Annotated in this window: 20 protein-coding genes; all 20 read right to left on the reverse strand. The window is 44.9% G+C overall.

Features of this window, described 5'->3' with window-relative positions:
- Positions 1-854 (reverse strand): glycosyltransferase family 2 protein (locus ACFO4R_RS09495; RefSeq protein WP_379788864.1); only part of this gene is annotated, 854 nt, incomplete at its 3' end.
- A 25-nt stretch (positions 855-879) separates the two neighbouring features.
- Entirely contained in the window at positions 880-1,617 is a 738-nt protein-coding gene (locus ACFO4R_RS09500) for an ABC transporter ATP-binding protein (protein WP_379788866.1), read from the reverse strand.
- Between the two features lie 25 nt (positions 1,618-1,642).
- Complete coding sequence (locus ACFO4R_RS09505; RefSeq protein ID WP_379788868.1) at positions 1,643-2,431, reverse strand: ABC transporter permease; 789 nt, start codon at positions 2,429-2,431, stop codon at positions 1,643-1,645.
- A 13-nt stretch (positions 2,432-2,444) separates the two neighbouring features.
- Positions 2,445-3,251, reverse strand: a complete 807-nt coding sequence (locus ACFO4R_RS09510) for a glycosyltransferase family 2 protein (protein WP_379788869.1) — start codon at positions 3,249-3,251, stop codon at positions 2,445-2,447.
- A 1-nt stretch (position 3,252) separates the two neighbouring features.
- Positions 3,253-4,176, reverse strand: coding sequence for an NAD-dependent epimerase/dehydratase family protein (locus tag ACFO4R_RS09515; RefSeq protein WP_379788870.1), 924 nt, complete (start codon positions 4,174-4,176; stop codon positions 3,253-3,255).
- A gap of 1,003 nt (positions 4,177-5,179) precedes the next feature.
- Entirely contained in the window at positions 5,180-5,758 is a 579-nt protein-coding gene (locus ACFO4R_RS09520; protein ID WP_379788871.1) for a type IV pilus modification PilV family protein, read from the reverse strand.
- Positions 5,745-6,224, reverse strand: coding sequence for a pilus assembly FimT family protein (locus ACFO4R_RS09525; protein ID WP_379788872.1), 480 nt, complete (start codon positions 6,222-6,224; stop codon positions 5,745-5,747). Before ACFO4R_RS09525 ends, ACFO4R_RS09520 begins: the two co-directional genes overlap by 14 nt.
- Positions 6,225-6,281: 57 nt before the next feature.
- On the reverse strand, positions 6,282-6,896 hold the full coding sequence (locus ACFO4R_RS09530) for a hypothetical protein (RefSeq protein WP_379788873.1): 615 nt from the start codon (positions 6,894-6,896) through the stop codon (positions 6,282-6,284).
- Complete coding sequence (locus tag ACFO4R_RS09535) at positions 6,896-7,225, reverse strand: hypothetical protein (protein WP_379788874.1); 330 nt, start codon at positions 7,223-7,225, stop codon at positions 6,896-6,898. Before ACFO4R_RS09535 ends, ACFO4R_RS09530 begins: the two co-directional genes overlap by 1 nt.
- 332 nt (positions 7,226-7,557) lie before the next feature.
- Positions 7,558-7,989: a hypothetical protein gene (locus ACFO4R_RS09540; protein WP_379788875.1), complete on the reverse strand. Its 432-nt coding sequence runs from the start codon at positions 7,987-7,989 to the stop codon at positions 7,558-7,560.
- On the reverse strand, positions 7,986-8,384 hold the full coding sequence (locus ACFO4R_RS09545) for a hypothetical protein (RefSeq protein ID WP_379788876.1): 399 nt from the start codon (positions 8,382-8,384) through the stop codon (positions 7,986-7,988). The genes ACFO4R_RS09540 and ACFO4R_RS09545 overlap by 4 nt, the downstream gene beginning before the upstream one ends.
- A gap of 427 nt (positions 8,385-8,811) precedes the next feature.
- Positions 8,812-9,930, reverse strand: a complete 1,119-nt coding sequence (locus ACFO4R_RS09550; protein ID WP_379788877.1) for a type II secretion system F family protein — start codon at positions 9,928-9,930, stop codon at positions 8,812-8,814.
- 3 nt (positions 9,931-9,933) lie between these two features.
- Positions 9,934-11,406, reverse strand: a complete 1,473-nt coding sequence (locus ACFO4R_RS09555) for a GspE/PulE family protein (protein ID WP_379788878.1) — start codon at positions 11,404-11,406, stop codon at positions 9,934-9,936.
- A complete protein-coding gene (locus ACFO4R_RS09560; protein WP_379788879.1) occupies positions 11,367-13,157 on the reverse strand; it encodes a 3'-5' exonuclease in 1,791 nt (596 codons plus the stop codon). The genes ACFO4R_RS09555 and ACFO4R_RS09560 overlap by 40 nt, the downstream gene beginning before the upstream one ends.
- A gap of 45 nt (positions 13,158-13,202) precedes the next feature.
- A complete protein-coding gene (gene nrdR / locus ACFO4R_RS09565) occupies positions 13,203-13,670 on the reverse strand; it encodes a transcriptional regulator NrdR (protein ID WP_379788880.1) in 468 nt (155 codons plus the stop codon).
- Between the two features lie 73 nt (positions 13,671-13,743).
- Complete coding sequence (ftsZ, locus tag ACFO4R_RS09570; RefSeq protein ID WP_379788881.1) at positions 13,744-14,889, reverse strand: cell division protein FtsZ; 1,146 nt, start codon at positions 14,887-14,889, stop codon at positions 13,744-13,746.
- Positions 14,890-15,610: 721 nt separating this feature from the next.
- A complete protein-coding gene (locus ACFO4R_RS09575; RefSeq protein ID WP_379788882.1) occupies positions 15,611-15,970 on the reverse strand; it encodes a small basic family protein in 360 nt (119 codons plus the stop codon).
- A gap of 14 nt (positions 15,971-15,984) precedes the next feature.
- Positions 15,985-16,671, reverse strand: a complete 687-nt coding sequence (locus ACFO4R_RS09580) for a DUF881 domain-containing protein (protein WP_379788883.1) — start codon at positions 16,669-16,671, stop codon at positions 15,985-15,987.
- A gap of 7 nt (positions 16,672-16,678) precedes the next feature.
- On the reverse strand, positions 16,679-17,410 hold the full coding sequence (locus tag ACFO4R_RS09585) for a DUF881 domain-containing protein (protein WP_379788884.1): 732 nt from the start codon (positions 17,408-17,410) through the stop codon (positions 16,679-16,681).
- 3 nt (positions 17,411-17,413) lie between these two features.
- Positions 17,414-18,553 (reverse strand): cell division protein FtsQ/DivIB, encoded by a 1,140-nt coding sequence (locus ACFO4R_RS09590; RefSeq protein WP_379788885.1) that lies wholly within the window; start codon positions 18,551-18,553, stop codon positions 17,414-17,416.
- Positions 18,554-18,573: the final 20 nt, after the last annotated feature.

Consider the following 18,573-nt stretch of genomic DNA (forward strand, 5'->3'; position numbering starts at 1 on the left):
CTTGTTTTCTCTTTGTTCTCTGTCGTTTTTAATGTCCATTCAAGTTTTTTCGGTTTTTCAAACAGATTGGTTCCCGATGTCCTTGGATATTCCACTGCTTCTACCCGCTCAACGATCTGTTTTGAGATTTCTTCAATCAGTTTTTTGTTTTTTTCCTGTTTTGTTTTGTCTTGCTGTACTCTGCTGTTACCTCCAAAACTTGTTCGTCTGTACCAAAACTCATATCCGTTGATATGAACAGGATATTTTCGTTTTAAAATAAATTTTAACCATTTTCTCCAGTCTTCATTATATTCCTTTTCTATTTCGTCATAAGCATTTATTTCAAGAAGATCTTTTTTTCTTATCCCAGCTGTGATGACTAGAAAGTTCTCCGTCTTTAGCTTCTCTGAATCAAACGGTTTCATCCACAAGTATTCCTGCTCTTGAAACCCTACTGTGTCTGTGTAAGCCCAAGAGGCTTCAGGATTAAAGTACAGACCGAAATAGATCTTTTCTACATAAGTCGGCTCGATCAAGTCATCCGCATCCAAGGGAATAATGATGTCGGTCGTGCTTTCTCGGATCGCTCTATTTCTGGCAACAGAAGCTCCTTTGTTTTCTTGATGGATCAACTTTATCCGTTGATCTTTTTTGCACAGTTCTTCTAACTTTTCCGTGCTTTGTGTGCTCCCGTCGTTTACTATGATCCACTCATACCAAGGAAAGGTTTGATTCAATACGCTGTTATAGGTCTGCCAAAAGTACTCTTCTTCATTATAGTAGGCCGTGATGATACTCATCAAGGCTCTTTGCGTTTTGGTATATCTTCTATCCGTTCGTCTCTTCCCCGGCTCTCTTCTATAATCAAACATTCTCTCCCTCTCCTTATTTGTATCATTAGGTTAAAGTAGATTTTTGATATTCACCGACCACTTCGTCGACATTCCCATGACATATCATAGTTCCTTTTTCAAGCCATACCGCTTTTTTGCAGATATCTCTGACCTGTTCCAGCGAATGTGAGACCAATATAACGGTCGCTCCCGCTTTAGTCACTTCATCAATGCGTTTCTCACACTTTCTTTGAAAGGGAAGGTCTCCCACGGAAAGGATCTCATCTACAATCAAGATGTCCGGATCACTGATCGTCGCTATAGAAAATCCCAACCGTGCAATCATTCCGGAAGAAAAGTTTTTGATGGGAACATCAATAAACTCCCACAGTTGAGCAAAGTCCACAATATCTTCAAACCTCTCTTTAATCTCTTTTCTGGAATATCCTAAGATCGCTCCGTTTAAGTAAATATTTTCTTTTGCTGACAACTCTATATCAAAACCTGCCCCCAGTTCGATTAACGGAGCTATCGACCCGTACACATTTACTCTTCCCTTTGTAGGTTTCAATACTCCGGCTATAATCTTGAGCAAGGTACTTTTCCCTGAACCGTTTAAGCCGATCAGTCCGACAGATTCTCCTCTTTTTATATCAAAAGAAACATTCTTTAATGCCCAAAATTCTTGGAACATCAATTGTCGTTTCAAGATTTTTATCGCATATTCCTTTATGTTGTCAACCTTCTCTTTGCTCAGATTGAACATCATTGAAACATCTTTGATCTCAACTATATTATCCATTTTTCATTTCCTCTTCCAAGATGAATTAAATATAAAGAATAAACTTATCCTGCCTTCTTATAAACACCACGATCCCTATAATCAGGAACATAAAACCTATCAAAAACAGGTTGATGTGTTGCATCAGCGTCGGTATGTGCCCATCGAGAATAACAAGTCTGAAATAGACAATAAAATGATACAGCGGATTCATCTCCACGATCGACTTGGCTTCGGGAGGCAGCATCTCCAACGGATAGAACAGTGGCGTTAAATACATCCATATCAGCGTAAACACTCCATAAAGATGTACCAAATCTCTAAAAAATACAGTATATACAGACAATACAAGACTTAGACCTGTCGTGAACATCATCAGGCAAATGATCGGATAAACAGCAAATATCATAGTGGGATGGAAGGTCGATTTTGTAACGACCATCACGATCAACAGAGCTATGAACGAAAAACATAGATTTACCAAAGATGACATTACTCTTGAAAGCGGAAACAGATACTTAGGAATATAGACCTTCTTTATCAAAGATGCATTCCCTATTATTGCAGTCTGTGCCTGTGTAGTAGCCTCCGAGTTGAATGAAAACAGCAAACTTCCTGTTAAATAATAGACCGGAAAATTCTCAATATTGGAGCGAAAAATAGTAGAAAATACAACTGTTAGAACAGCCATCATCATCAATGGGTTCAATACCGTCCACAGTATCCCGAGAAATGATTTTCTATATCTTACCTTAATATCTCTGATCACAAGTTCCCTAAGCAGATCCTTGTACTTATTAAATCCGAAAAAATACCCTCTAATCTTCTCAAACATATATGTTCTCCATCTATCTCAACCTTTTATAAAAAAGATCTTTTATTTTCTCCAACAGTTGTTTCGGTATCAGACCTACGATGACGGGTTTTATGATGAAGATGTCGTACACATGGCTTATCCCCAGTTTTCTAAAACCCTTCATCCTTACTTTGACTTCATCGAGTCGATACTTGAACTTTCTGCGTTTCAACGAGTCTTTATTTTCCCTTACAAGATACAGATATTGTTGAATATTGGCTCCCCTGTACCCCTTGGAATACAGATCCATAAACAAATCATAATCTTCACAGCGACGAGTTTCTTTCGCTACCCGATACAGATTTTCCTTTCGCGAAAAAACCTCCCGTCTATACACTATGCTCGCATGCATAAAAGGAGGTGTCAGCAAAAAATCCTTCTTTTCCGGATACTCCTTCAAATCATAATGACCCCAGACTTCATGGTCAAAATATTCAATGTTGGAGCCTACAAACCCGATCCTTGGATGGCTCCTCAAAAACTCCACCTGTTTTTCAAGCCTTTGCGGATGAGAAATATCATCTGCATCCTGTCTGGCCAAGTAGATCCCTTTCGACTCCTCAATACAGCGGTTTAAAGAATATGCCAAACCTCGATTGGTTTCGTTACAGATGACAACGATCCTTGGATCCGAGTTTTTGAGTTCGGAGAACACCTCTGTATTTACGGTGCTCCCATCATCGCAGATAACAAACTCAAAGTCTTGAAATGTCTGCGTTAAAACAGAGGATACCGAATCAAAGATCTGCTTTTTATCCGGGTTGTAAACTCCCATAATCACCGAAACTTCAACCTTCACCCTACACCCCGCATTCTCTCCTATAATAATCCACGGTGTTGCTTATCCCCTTCTCAAAGGAACAGGTCGGTTCCCAACCGAAGTCTTTTTTCATTTTCTCAAAACTCATATAGCTGTGGAGGATGTCTCCCTTTCTCTCCCCGACATAGATCGGTCCGTCCTGAAAACCGATCTCTTTTTTGATGATCTCAAATACTTCGTTGACCGAGATCCTCGTATTTGTACAAAGGTTGTAGAGACCGTTTTGCTCCGAGAGCGCCGCGAGAAGATTTGCCCGTGCGATGTCTTCGACATAGACAAAGTCCCTTGTCTGCTTACCGTCTCCGAAGATACTCGGACGTTCTTCCTTGAGCATTTTTTCGCAGAAGATGGAGATCACTCCGCCTTCCCCCGTGGAGTCCTGTCTGGGTCCATAGACATTCGAATAACGAAAGATCGTGTACCCCATCTTGTAAAGTCTGTGATAGAGCTTGATATACTGCTCCGCCGCATACTTCGACGCCCCGTAGTTCGATATCATATCGGTCGGGTGCTCCTCATCGATCGGCAGATACTGCGGCTCACCGAAGACGGCAGCCGTAGAAGGATAGACAAACTTCTTCACCCCCGCCTTTCTGGAGGCCTCAAGCAGGTTCAAGGTCCCCATGATATTGATCTTTTCATCTTCCAAAGGATCTTGTAGAGACTTGCTGACCGAGATCTGCGCGGCCTGATGCACGACCGCATCGGGACCGATCTTCTGAAAAAGTTCTTCGATTCCTTCATCCCTGATATCCATTTGAATGAACTTCGCCCTTTCAGCCACGTTTTTTCTATCTCCGTGAGAGAGGTTGTCGATTACATAGACCTCATGACCTTCTTTCACAAAACAGTCGACAATGTGAGAGCCGATAAACCCCGCTCCTCCGGTAACAACGATCTTCATTTTACTTACCTTCCCTTTCGCCGGCGATCCCGTCCGAATACCCTACCTCAATCTTAAGAACTCGGATACGGATCTTTCTTTCAAATAAGGTGTTTCTACTCAAAGCCGATACCATTGTCTAAAAATGCCTTCCACAGAAATGATACAAACTCTACTACTATTCTCCAACAGAAGGTTATATCTATGGAAGTAGCGCACAAAGACACAAAATAATCTTCCGATCGTTTGGAGAAATACAGAACTCCTTTCAAGTCAACACTTTCGGAAATATGTTGTCCAAGAAAAACTCAACTCCTTATAATCTTCCAAATTATGCGATACTTCCCTGTTTTGCGACTGAAAAAAATTCGTTCTATCTTCCATGGTATACAATCGCCGATATCGATAACTCAAACGAATAACAGTATAACATACATAGAACTCCGACACCGTTAAACAAATCATAGCATAAGAAAACACTGCCAAAAAGAAAATTCTCGATTTCCCTTTTGCATCTATAAAATTGCGAAGTTTTTTACAGCAGTATTTTCACGAATTCCATCCTTCCTACATCATTGATTTTATACTGATTTTCGAGCGGTGTTGACCTATTTCATTATTTAACTTGAACTCTACTGATATCAATGACCCCTGTTTCGAAGGGAAACATCTTCTCGTTTGCAGGAACGGACACTTTCGTTTTTCAATCGGATAACAGTACCGACAAATCCACACTTACAAATACTCAGTTTTTTCCTTATACTAGTTTAAACAATATCTTCCTATAAATCAACATCATAGGGCAAAATAATTTGAGGAAAGCCTGTAGGAATCGTCCTGCATTACAGATCCTTTTCGATGAAACCTCGGAGAATATCCCTATGAAAATACCGTATCGTTCAAAAGATCAGCAAAAAGTCGATTTTATATGAAGGATGAAGTTCTTGAACATTGTTATTTGACAAACTTTCGCATTTTGGAAACTCAAAGGAAAATTGGAAGTTTGCCTTTGTGCGGTGCTTCCCTACCTTTTCTTACCGAGGGTCAGTATGCGGCTGACTTCAGTCTTGACCTTACCGGCCACAGCAACGACGGTCAACCGATAGGACTTATCCCCCGCTTTTTCCATCCTGAGTTCTGCCACTCCTGTAGCCGCTTCATAAACTCCACTTACGGAAAGATCCGGAGAATTTCGATGGGAGAATCTCACCGGTCTTCTTTCTTCCTCGGGATGGAGGGTGATGACCTGCTCGAATTCCTTAAGTCCTTCTTTTGCGATTGTACTCTCTTCGGTCTTTTTCACCTTGACCTTCTTATACTGCATCAACCTAAGACGTTTGACCCTTATCTCTCCTTCGGGCACATCGGTGTAAGTTGCTCCGTCCACGTCCTCAAGAGCATTTATTTTACTTGAGGCCCGGAACTCGACCTGAAGGGTATCGAGGGCATCCTCCGCGATCATCTGACCCCTGTGTCTGTCAAGACTTCGGTCGATATATCGACGGCTCGTGATCGAGGCCTGAGCAAGATAGAACACCAACAGGGCAAACAGCGCGATCGCGATCAAAACTTCCATCAGGACAAAACCTCTACGGTTCCTCATAGATATGCACCCTCCCCGTCGTCGGAACGATCGTCAGCTTGAAACTCATCTTCTTTCCTTTTGCGTCCCCGAAATAAATGGTCATATGTTTGCTTTTTTCGTTCGCCGACTTCAGTCCAAAGGAGTACTCCGCTTTTTTCAGAGGGAAGTAGGTGCTTTCGTCCACGGAGTCAAAGATGCCGAAATCGCCCTTGAGTTCCTTGTGGTAGAATTTTTTCTTTGTGATCTCATCGCTCAAGGTATAGGAATACCCTCCTCCTTCCAACTTCTCGAACTCGAAATAAGCCTTTGTTATCTCCTTGTTTTTTACCAAACTCCTTCCGTACTGCATCGCGTCCTGAAATTCGTAGGCAGCCGTTTTTTGCATGACAAAACTCACCTGTTTTCTCGACAGGCTGTAGATCCCCATCGAGGCCAGGATCGCTACGACGATAATGATCTCAAACAGAAGATATCCCCTTCTCATCCAAGCACCTCCTTGACCGACCCGGTCCAACATGCAGTCTTTTTTAAAAAAACGTTTCTACTCATAGTATACGGTCTTGACATAGTTCTCCCAGTCTATCTCAGGTATCCGACCGATGAGATCCGCGTTGGTCTCTCCCGGAGCAAGATCAAAGAGATCTTCGTCCATATCCGCAAGGGGAAGGATGATGATCAGAGCTCCCGATATCGTACTCTCCTCGCCTCCTCTTGTGATCCTCGCCCCATATTCCATCCTCAAGGCAGGCCTCTTCTGTCGGGTGTAGGTTTCGTAGTCGATCTTATAGATCTCTTTGAGTTCAAGGTAGACTGTACTTGCATCCATAGCAGTATTAAGGCTCGGATTGCTCAGATCCCTATGGTTCTTGGGAAATTGATTGAGGTATTCGATTTCCATAGAGGTCTTGTTCAAGGTGACCTCCCTTGTTTTCAGCGATTCCAACATCTGATCCCACACCTGTGAAGAGCACAGTAGGGCGTATTCTTCCATCAACATCTTCAAACTGTTCTCGTCCAACTCCCGTTGCAAAAACCTTCCCCTTGCTCCTTCTCCCCGGATTCGAAACGACGCTCCGAAGGTCAGGGCTGTAACGGAGGTCAGGATGGCAGTACAAATAAGGATCGTCGTCAACAATATGCTCCCTCTTCTGCGCATCAGTCTCCCCCTCCTCTCTCCAGAAAAACATACCTTCCGCCTTCCCTGCCGTCCTCCTCATAGATGAGGGTATTCTTATCTACGGTAATCTCATAGTCTCCGAGTCTAATCACCGCCTCTTCTTCCGACAGGAAGCAGCCTTCGCCCGTTTGTTTTGCCAAGATTGCCGTTCTGATCCTATCTCGGGCCTCCGCTTCTTGTTCAAGCTCCTCTTCCACCTTCATATGTACCGTCATCGCCTTTGCCACATAGGTGATACACAGAAGAAAGATTCCCATCGCCAAAATGACCTCCAAGAGGACATAGCCCCTTCTCTTCACCTTCCTCACCCGACCTTCCATAGAATGATCCGACACTCATACCCCTTTGTGCGAGCCGAAGAAAGGGGTACCGTACTATTATGGAAACCGTACGGAGACAGACTTCCGTTGTTTCCTTGGATTTATCAAATACAAAGGTATGCCGTATCCGCATTTTTATACTATTCTCCAATAGATAGAAGTATGGATATCTCTGTTTTTCAACCGACGAAAAATCAGTCTATCTTCTACGACAGAGCGTTTATATCCATAACTCAAAAGAAGAATGGTATTAAAAATTTCATCCCTCCTATAAAGCGGATCTTATGCCGCTTGTTCGAATTGTGCAGTATTTCCCTTTTTTATTTGTTCCCATATGCACTTTTTACTCTTATCGTCCACAGATTTTCATCCCCGACCTCCTTGTCGAGATAGACGAGCTTGTAATTCGAACTCTTCCAAATCTCGTCCTCCAGCAGCCTCCTCACATCCTCGTCATCGGCAAAAAACGCATATTCCATCCTCATATCTTCTCCCTCGTCCGAGATCAGATTCTTTTCCTTCGCCTCGATGTTATAGTTTTCCAAGGTGCGATCCAAGAGTTCGACCGCCTCCTCCTGAGAGGGAAGATTCGGCGATCTTGCAAACAATGCTTCTTCCTTCAGTTGCAGCTTGGTTTCATACTCCATACTGCCCTGTTTCCAGCGATAAATGTCTCTGATCTTCGGATAATAGACCAGAGCCGCTTCAAGGATAAGAAAAATCGCAAGAACAACGATGTATCTCTTCTTCATTCCGCCACCACCAGTATCAATTCATCCCAATGTTTTGTCCCCTTCCCTTCGGAGACGTAGGAGCGATATCCTCTGTTTTTGAGTTCTTCTCTAACCTCGGTAACCTTGTCGAAGGACACTTTCTCAAGGACCAGCATGATCCTTCCTTCTTGAGTATAGAGGGAAGAGTTGGTCAAAGGCCCTATTACCTCCAGGGTGTCAATCAACATACGTGCGGAAAGTTCGACTTCTTCCTCCTCTGCATCCTGCGTCTTCAATGCCTGTCTTTGCTCATAACTCCGGCTTAGAGTTTCGTACTTCTTTTCTTCCGCCCTTTCAACACTCTCAAGGAAGATGCCGCCCACTGCGACCGTTACCATAAGCAGGGGAAGCCACAGATTCTTCTTCTGCGCCACAGTCCTCTCCTCCTTTTTTATTCCTCTTACAACACTTCGATACTCCTTCTTCCCTGCCGGGGTCTATTCGAATTGAGCCTTTACACTGCCATCGGTTCGAAGAATTGGTATCGAAAATTTTTACTTCTTCATATCCGAAAAATTTTGTTTTGACATCCGGGATATCACTGTACTTCTATTGAAAAATACCCGTTCTCATACTCTTTTCCGATAGAAAGAGACATCCTATCGATTCTTCAACCGAAAAAATCCGCTTCTCCTTCCTCTATGAAATACAAATCCTTGCTTCCACCGCTTAATACTACTATTCTTTTGAATAGTGGATATAAACAATCTGTGACCCATAGAAGACAACATAGTTTTTCGTCATCGAAAAATAGATATATCCACACTTCTATTTAAAAATAGTATAAGATAAGTAATCGTCCTAGAGATAGAGCTGTGATACATTGAGCAGGGGCATGATCGAAAACACCGTAAGCCCTACCAAAATACCCAGACATATCAGGATGACAGGTTGAGCATAGGTCGAGAGCTTGTCCAGCATCTTCTGTGCATTTCTTCGGTGCATCAGAGAAAGTGCCGCAATGTTGTCATCGAAGGCTCCCGACTCCTCCGCCTGCCTGATGTAGGACAGTTCCGTCGAGGAAAACAACCGCGGGTAGTCTTCCATCACCTCATGCAGGGTGCTGCCTTCCCTCAGTTTTACAAGCATCTCCTCATAGACTTCCCTCAGGTACACATCTTCTTCGACCTCCCGGATGATATCGAGGGCTTCGACCACTCGAATATCCGCCCTGCTCAATACGCTTACCTGCCAGGTGAACATCTTCAGAAACAGACTTCGGTAAACTCTTCCGATGAGGAGCAGATCATACTTTTGCCTGCTCAAAAAAAGCCTTGTACCCTCCTTCTCCAAAAGGTGCATCAGGATCAGAACAAGCCCTGCCGATACGGCGAGCCATACCGCTCCATACTCACTGCGAAGTCTTCTTAACACATCGAACCACACAAGGAGTCCCGGAAGATCCGTCTGCGTCGATTCGTACATGGCGATCAACTGCGGAAAGATGACTTCACCGCAAAACAGGAGGAGAAGAAGGGTATTGGTGATGATAATAACGGGGTAGAGGGCTATCTTTTGGAGTTCCTCCTTCATCTTGATCCTATCCTCGTAGTAGAGATAGGCCATCTCAAAGCCTTCTTTGAGACTTCCCGACTCCTCTGCGATCTGTAGGGTCTCGTAGACGAAACGGTCGACCAGACCTTCGCTGTAGAATACTTCACTGATCTTACCGCCTCCCAGGATCTTCTCTGAAATCGACATGGAGACCAGCTCGGGAAACTCCCTCTCCATCATCCTTATCGTCTGATAGAGGGGGATCTTTCGTTCGAGAAAGGTGTAGAGCATATAGAAGACTTCTTTGAGCTTCCCTTGCCTCAAGTTTCGCTTCACCGGCCTCAAAGAAATCATCTCGCGTTTGAATAGGATCTCAAAAAGAGAGATCGACTTCTTTGCTGATCGCGTTTCTTTCTTCTCTTCCATCTCCTACTCCCCTCTAAAACGAAGTGCATCCTCTAAACTGAGTTCTCCAAGGTGCAAAAGACGGCTCACTTCGCTCGTGATGCTTTCTTCCTTTTTTTGCGGGATATGACCCGTCCTTATCAACATCTCCCGATCTTCCAAAGAAATGTTTCGGATGGAGAAGACCGCCCTTCTTCTACTGTATCCCGTGTGTTGACAACAAGGACATCCCCTCTTCTCATAGAGGAGTTGGCCTTCCTTGACTCCCAGACTCTCTTCTCCCCTACCGTGATAGACAGTACCTTCCTTACAGTGCGGACAGAGGATCCGGACCAGACGCTGGTTGATGATCATTCCAAGGGAGAGGGCGAGCAATTGGGAGGAGATCCCCAAACTCACAATCCTGTCAACGGCACTCTCTGCACTTTTGGTATGCAGGGTACTGATGACAAAGTGCCCCGTAAGCGAACTTTGAATCGCCGTATTGCACGATTCGTAATCCCTCACTTCCCCGATAGCCAAGACATCGGGGTCCTGCCTGAGCATCGCCCTGAGTGCATTCAAAAACCCATATTCGTTCTCCGCATTGACCTGCACCTGCGTGATCCCTTCGACCACGTATTCGACAGGATCCTCCAAGCTGATGATGTGTCTTCGTCCGTCGTGCATCTCTCCCAGGGCACACCTCATCGTCGTGCTCTTGCCCGAGCTCGTCGGCCCTGTGATGAGCAAAAATCCGCTGTCCCGATACAAAAAATTCTTGAGCTCCCGGAGTTTCTCCTCTTCCATCTCCAAATCTTCGAGGTTTTCGGGAGAATCCATAAGATTGAGCAGTCTAAGATGAAGTTTTTCGCCTGTGATGGTCGCGATCACGGAAACTCTTACATCGATTGTTCCTTCTGCCGTGTGATATCTCATCTTCCCATCCTTGGGGTTGCGACTCTTGGAGATCTCGATCTCACTTCTGACCTTCACGGCGCGGATCAACTGCTCCCCAAGCTCCGCTTCGAGAAAACAAAGAGTCTTGAGTTCCCCCTTGATCCTCATCCTGACAGCAAGGGCGCTGCTCATAAAGAAGAGATGTACATCACTCGCCTTCAGTTCCAGAGCCTCTTTCAGAATGTAATCGAGCAGGGAGGTGACACTCCTTTGCTCGACACAGGCCCTTATTGTGTCGCCGATCTGTGCGTTGGAGAGTGCCAGAGTATAGTATGTACTGATATTTTTGTTTATCTGCAAGAGGGGCGCCGGTCTATAATCCACCTTCTCGATGCCTTCCTTCGCCACTTCCTGTTCAAAGCCCTGTCTGTTCTCCATCCCCTCCTCAGGACAGAGAACAGACAAAACCTTATCCTCCAAAGAGCAGGGAAAGACCCTGTATTTTCGTGCAAGTTCTTCCCTGACAAGACCAAGAGCTTCTTCCCGAATCTTCTCATACATCCGATTCATCCCCCTTCTTACTCTTCCTGAAGAGCCTCCACCAAAAGCCGTTGCCATATGTTCTCCTCGTCTTCCTCTTTGAAGAACATATAGACCTCGTCCACACCCCTGTTCAGGATGGAGTAGACAATGTTGAATCCCTGCAAAAAGTTCATCCTTCTGTTGTCTTCCTTGACAGCGAATTCGGGGCTCAAGCTCTCGATTCCACAGATCAGAAGGACCTTGTATTCAAGGTTCACGATGTTGTAAACATTCGACAGGGTAACACCTATCTTATGGCTCATGTTTGTCATTTCATCGCTTGCCATCATAAAAGGCAGACCTTCCTCTTCCAAGTCGGTCTTGATGATATACTGATAGTAAATCTGTCCCTTGGTCTTCGTCTTCCTCGTATTGTAGGGATAGACAATGCAGATATCCGAATATTGGTATCCGCTCTCATGAAGGTCTTTGATCTTAAGGGCGATCTGTTTGCTTATCTGCTGAAAATCTTCACAAAACCGTGCTTCGACCCTTCCTTCCGTCTTTCTCTTCGTATAGCCCTTATGCACATAGTCATCCAGGACGGTGGAGAGTTCTTCCTCAGCATACTCCCTCACTCTATCCGTATACGCATTGATAACACGGTTGATGCTCGAGCTGCTTCGATAATTGACCCGAAGACGGATGATCTCATCGAAACTGATGCGATCCACATCGTTCCAGATGTACTTTTCGTTGTTTTTGACATCCTTTGCCTTGTCTTGAGACGCGACAAAGAAACTCTTTTTGGTATAGATGGAGCCCATCAAAAAGCCGATCTCTTCCTCGGAGAAGTTTTCCGACTCATCCAGAAAGATCCCCCTATATGTTTTTTTGTTTCGATAGATTTGGGAAACTTTGACAAAGACCTTGGAAAATTCGTGTTCAAACTCCCGAAATCCCTTTTGATTGTCAATCTTGAGTCCGTAGGGCTTTGCCAACTGCGAAATATACTGATGAAAATTGATGAACTTGAGGTTGGATAAGGAGATCTCTTTCATCTCCAACAAGTTCTTCAATTCATATACGAGTTGTTTATCGAAGGTGATATACAAAAATTGGTCGCGCGGAAACAGCTTTGCAAGTTTCAGGGCGGTCGAAAGCAGGATCGTGGTCTTTCCTGTTCCCGATGCTCCTTCGAGCAAAGTCTTCCCGTATTTGATTGAATTGATATGACGAATCTCGGACGAATCCATGATCAGAGCCTGATATTCCAGAGAACGGTAAGAAAACTTGATCTTCCTCAAACTGCCCCTGCCGCCTCGGCTGTCACTGACCTTTTTTACGATGTGATACTCCTTTGCCATGGTAAGGCGGAATCGGTCCGTCTCTTCCGCGGACAGGGACTCACTCAAATAAGATTGCATCTCGTCTTCCCCGTTGATCAACCTTTCAAAAAGGTAGGTGTCTATGAGGAAGGAACGCTTGTCTTCCAGATCGAATTTTTCCAGGTCAACATAAGGCATCACAAAATAATAAGGAATCTCCCTCTCGATCCCGTGCCCCCTCATCTCCAGGAACATCTTTTCTCTTTCTTCTTCCATGATCTCAACGATCTCCTCATCAAGGATGGAAAAGGTCTCCTCGTTGGTATCCATAAACTTAAACAGGGCTATCCTGCCGTCTTCAATATAAATAAGATCGGTATACAGTCCCGAAAAGGAGGCGACCTTGGTCAAGCCGTACCCCTTAAGGGTGTCTCCCATATATCGATAAAACTCTTTCTCGCTGTTCCTTCCTTTCAATGCATCCACATTTGAAACGGAATTTGAAGTAAATAATCTCATGCTACACTTCCTTTCCTTCCCGCATCAAATTACCCGGACCGCCTTCTAAGAACGGTCGTTTCTCTCCTTTATGATCTCGTCCAACTCCTTTTGAAAAGAGTCCAGGTCCTGAAATTCTCTATATACGGAAGCGAAGCGAACATAGGCGACATCGTCGACATCCTTGAGATGCTTCATGACCAGTTTTCCGATTTCCACACTGCTGACTTCTCTTCTCATGGAATTTACAATCTCTTTTTCAATATCGTTGACAACCTTTTCCATCTCTTCAAAGGGGATCGAGCGTTTTTCACAGGATCGGACGATCCCTCTTAGGATCTTTTCTCTGTCAAAATGTTCTCTCGTCCCGTCCTTTTTTTCTACCACAACATTAATCTGCTCGATTTTTTCGTAAGTGGTAAAGCGTTTGTGGCAATTATTACACTCCCGTCTTCTCCTGATGGCATTGTCTTCATCGGTATGCCTGGAGTCTACAACCTTGGACTCCACTTCACCGCAATAAGGACATCTCATCGCCTTCACCGCCCTTTCTTCAAAATTCTGAAATTATTACATTCGAAAAAAAGGAGACTACGCTCCTCTTTTCTTATCTTTTTTTATTTGATAACCATTCAGGAATCACAAACTTCGGCGGCTCTTGCAGATCACTGTTTTGGAATAGGTCTTCAATTGTCTCTTCCGCTTCCTGTTCTTCCTTTTGACTTTTTGAGGGCACCGACTTTCTGCCCGCGGGAATATATTCTTCGCGTCTTCTCTGTTCAAGTTCCTCATCAAAGCCTGTTGCGATCAAGGTAATCTCGAGCAGGTCCGTATCCTCGTCGACGAAGGTCGTTCCTATAATACTGTCCGCATCTTCTTCACGCCCCGTGCTCTTCATAATAAAGGATGCCGCATCCTGGACCTCCATCATTTGGAGGGAGTTTCTCGAACCGACGATATTTACAAGAACCGCATTAGCGCCTTTTACCGTCGTCTCCAACAGCGGGCTGAATACAGCCTGTTTCGCCGCTTCCATAGCACGGTTCTCTCCGCTTGCACTGCCGATACCCATGTGAGCCACCCCTCTGTTGAGCATGGTGTTCTTCACATCGGCAAAGTCGACGTTAATCATTCCGGGAACCTTTATAATGTCGGTGATTCCCCTGACACCTCTCTCCAAGACTTGGTTTGCCAGGGCAAAGGAGTCATAGGCCAAGGCTCCTTCCGGAATCGCTTCCAAAATCTTGTCGTTGGGAAGTACGATCAGAGTATCGACATGCTCTTTAAGCTCCGCAATCCCCGCCTCCGCCTTTCTCATCTTGGGCTTGCCTTCAGAGATTGTAAAGGGTTTGGTAACGATGGCTACCGTCAAAATGTCCATCTCCCTTGCAGCCCTCGCTACGACCGGGGCTGCACCGGTCCCTGTTCCTCCACCCATTCCGGCAGCGATGAAAACCATATCCGCTCCGTCAAGTGCGTTTTTGATATCCTCGATATTTTCTTCGGCAGCCAAGCGTCCAATCTCGGGGTTGGCTCCTGCACCCAGACCCCTTGTCAACTTTACTCCCAACTGTACCTTCTGCTCCGCCCTCGATTTGTGAAGGGCTTGCAGATCCGTATTCATAGCAACGTATTCAACTCCGACGATACCGGACTGAATCATTCTATCCACAGCGTTTCCGCCTCCGCCGCCGACTCCGACGACCTTTATCACTTCACCACTGGTGTTGTCTTTAACTTCCAATTGTACCATCCTGATCACTCCCTCAAGAGATGAAATTCTACATAATTCCTTACCTTATACTGTAACCTACGAAACTACACAAGTCAAGCTTTTTCGCCTATTTTTATCGGTCTCGAAAAATAGTTCTTGCCACTATTACAGCCTTGTAACAAAGAGTTCCGTTCCTTTCTTGCCGTCTCCCCGAACTTGCTTTCCCTTCGCCGGCTCGTTAGGAATATAACGATTCTCGAAAAACGAATTTTTTCGCGAATTTTTAAAACCACAACAAAACAGTATCATAATACCCCGATTTTACAACTTTGAAACAAGTACATACTGAACTTCTCGAAACTGTAAAGATCCGTGTCTCAAGTCGTTCTTCAGGGCAAAAGACCGAAGTTTCCGTACCTGTGTTCTTGTTCAAGCAGCTTATCACTTGATAATATTATAAGGATATCTTGAGGTTTGTGCAAGATTTTATACCCTTAGCATTTGAATTGAGCACGTAAGTGCTTTGGAACATACGTTCGTCCTCATCCTTTTCGATCACGGTATGCTCTTTGACCCGATCTTTCGGGAAACAGCACTAAAGAAAGAACCACAAAGGCGAACTTCCGATTTTTTGCAAGCTCATAAAATACAAAAGTTTATCCTGTCAACAAATTCAAGAATTTCACCGGTGGCATCGAGTTGATCTTATACCATTCTCTTAAATTATGCGGTATTATCCTTGACAATGATTTGAACGGAATCATTCTTCTTCCGCTCTTCTGTCCTGTTGAAGTCTCCCGATCAAGAGCCTTCGGATAACTGCGAAGTTGGAGAACAGCCTTCCTCCAAAAACAAAGATCGGTGCATAGTAGAGGGGCACTCCCATCTTATCTCCCCAATAAGACAAAAAAGCGGCCAAAACTCCGTTCGACAAAAAGCCCGTCAAAAAAACAAGGTTGTCGTACTTATCTTCCATCGATGCTCTTACCGCACCGAAGACGGAATCCATCGCCGCCAAGATCCCTATGGAGACATAGAGAGAATAGTTGTCCGGATAAGTAAACGGAAGGTAGTTGCCCACAACAAGTCCCAATACGATCCCTATAATCGCCCATATCATAATTTATATCCTCCTTATTGTCTCTTCGCCGCATTGATCAACACTTCCTTCTGCTCCACATCGATCTGTAGATGGTAGAGTTCCTTGAGTATGCTTCCGTATGTAGAAGGCGCAAGGACCGCCGCCTCAAGTTCCGCAGGCTCACCGATCGCCTTGATGATGAAGGGTTGTCCGAAGGTGATGTTGTTTATCATGATGGTCGCTCCCGTACACTTGATCTCGGTCGTACTCAAAACTCTTTCTCCGTTGACGGAGATGGCCTCAGCCCCTGCCACCTTCAAGTCGTTGATAAGCATCAGGATGTCCTGATCGTGGATCAGCAGATCATTGGGATCTTCCCCCACCGCAAGTTCTTTGGTACTGTCCCGAAGTTCGATCTGAACTCCCTGTCCCTTGAGCTGTGTATATCCGGCCTGCATTTTTTTGGACACGAGGTTTTTTTCGAGGGTTTCGGTGACCCTTCCCTCCTCATACTCCTTCTTGTCACTCTCCAACTCTTTTTGGCGGGAAAGTTTGAATTCGTAGAGGTTTTCTAGTTCTATTTTTTCAAATCGAAGGCTCTCCTCCATCTCTTTGACGCTCTCCACCCCCGTGTAGATATATCTGTCCTGCATAATCTTACTTTGCATCACAACAACGACGGACAGAACAAAAGAGAGTAGGAGGATCAGGTTGTTCTTTATCAGTTTGCGTTGGTTCACGATGCCATCACCCCTTCACGACCGGCACGGCAAATCTGTATTCGATCGCACCGCGATATGCAGGAATCTCCAACTCATCCTGTTTGGACACCTCGGCGTCAATCCCGTAATAGTTTCTCATCTCCCACAAGATCCCGTACCTGAAATTCATGGCAGCCTCCAAGGTGTCCTGATCTCCTATCGCCTTGATAACGATGGGAAGTTTGATTTCACGTTCATTGATATACAGTTTTTCTTCCTCTGCCCGAATACTTGTATTGATTACATATCTCTGCTCGTTGATGCTGATCGCTCGAGCTCCGGCGGCATTGAGTTTGTTGATCACCGCCAGGATCAGCTCATAGTTGCTGACGAGAATCGACGAGTCCTTCTCATAGCTTTCCCTGAGTTCGAGAAGCACACCTGAGCCGTTTACCTTTCGGTACCCTACCAAGGTTTCGTACTCTTCGATCTCGCTCTTCAGTCGCCCTTCTATGCCGTATTGAACTCCGCTCTCATCCCGAAGTTCCTCGATCTCCGTTTCGATCTGTGCGACTTCTTCTTCCATTTCTTCCCTCTTCGTCTTCAAATTCTTCAATTCGATCTGTAAGGTACGGATCCTCTGCGATGTGGTGCTTGCACCTGTAAATTTCTGTGTTGTCTTCACCTGAACTACGATTCCGATCCCGATAAGAAAGCTGCACATCATCAATATGATGTTGCTCATCGTCTTTTTTCTAAGATTTCTCCCCTTGTTCATAGTCTAATTCTCCCTGTAAACCGGGTAACTGTCATACCTCATATCGATAATTCCATAATTAATCTTCTTTGTATGAAGATCTACCAGTATATGGCTCAATTGGTTGAGTTTGTAGGTAAGGTCATCCCCCCTGCCCAAAAGGACTCGCAATCCTTGAGTCGTGATCAGGAAGATGTTTTCTTCATCTTGCAGGTTCATCTCGGATATGTTGTGAATCAATCCCGCATTTTGAACGTTGGAAATCAGATCCAATATCATCTGAAAGTTCGAGTTTTCAGCCTGCTCCAACTTATCCCCCACCTTGAGCATATCCGCTTCTTTAAGACCCGTGATCAAAGGCTTGACAATGTTCTTCACATCCTGCTCTATGCGGAGGATATGTCCCGTATAGTCGATGATGACGAAACCTTCCTGAAAATTGACGGTTGCAACTTCTTCTCTGATATTCATGTCTACAATCAGGATATTGGGGAATCTCTTTGATACTCCCGCCGATTTTACATAAGGGTCTTCAGAGAGGTTTTGTTCGATCTGCTTGCTCCGAAGCAGGTAAATGCTCTTATCCATAGGGATCTTACCCATCTTGATGATGTCTTCTTCCTTGAGGTCGTTGTTCCCCAGGATGACGATCCCCTTAGGCTTATACAAGGGCGTAAATAAGGTGGCAAGCAAGAGCAGGATACAGATCGGCAGGATCAGCTTCAGCCTTCGGATCACGGTCCTCTTTAACTTGAAGGCTCTGAATTTTCCCCTCTTCTTGGCAGCAGCTACAGCCTTCGCACCCTTCTTCGCCGACCTTTCGCGCGGTTTGGTATCTTCCGTACTCTTCTTCTCCCGTCGTTGCGGCTCGCTACCATCTCCTTCATGCTTTTCTTCCTTGAGATCCGCATCGGAGGGCTCTTCTTCCTCTCTATCCGTTTCAAGAACCTCTTCCTGTGCTTTTAACTCCTCCTCATCCGCTTCGTTGACTTTCTCCCGCCCTCCGGTTTCGTCCTTCTGCACCTCTTCGCCGGCAGAAGACACCTCCTTATCCGCTTCCTGCCCACATTCTTCTTCCTTCGTCACACGAGAGGACGCTTCTTTTTTGGGATCTGCAGCTTGTATCTGCTCCTGCATCTTTTTTTCTTCATCGTTCGACTTCATCTTTAACTCCTCTCGCGCTT

The organism is Filifactor villosus (assembly GCF_042652965.1).
In the GTDB taxonomy this organism is placed as follows: Bacteria; Bacillota; Clostridia; order Peptostreptococcales; family Filifactoraceae; genus Filifactor; species Filifactor villosus.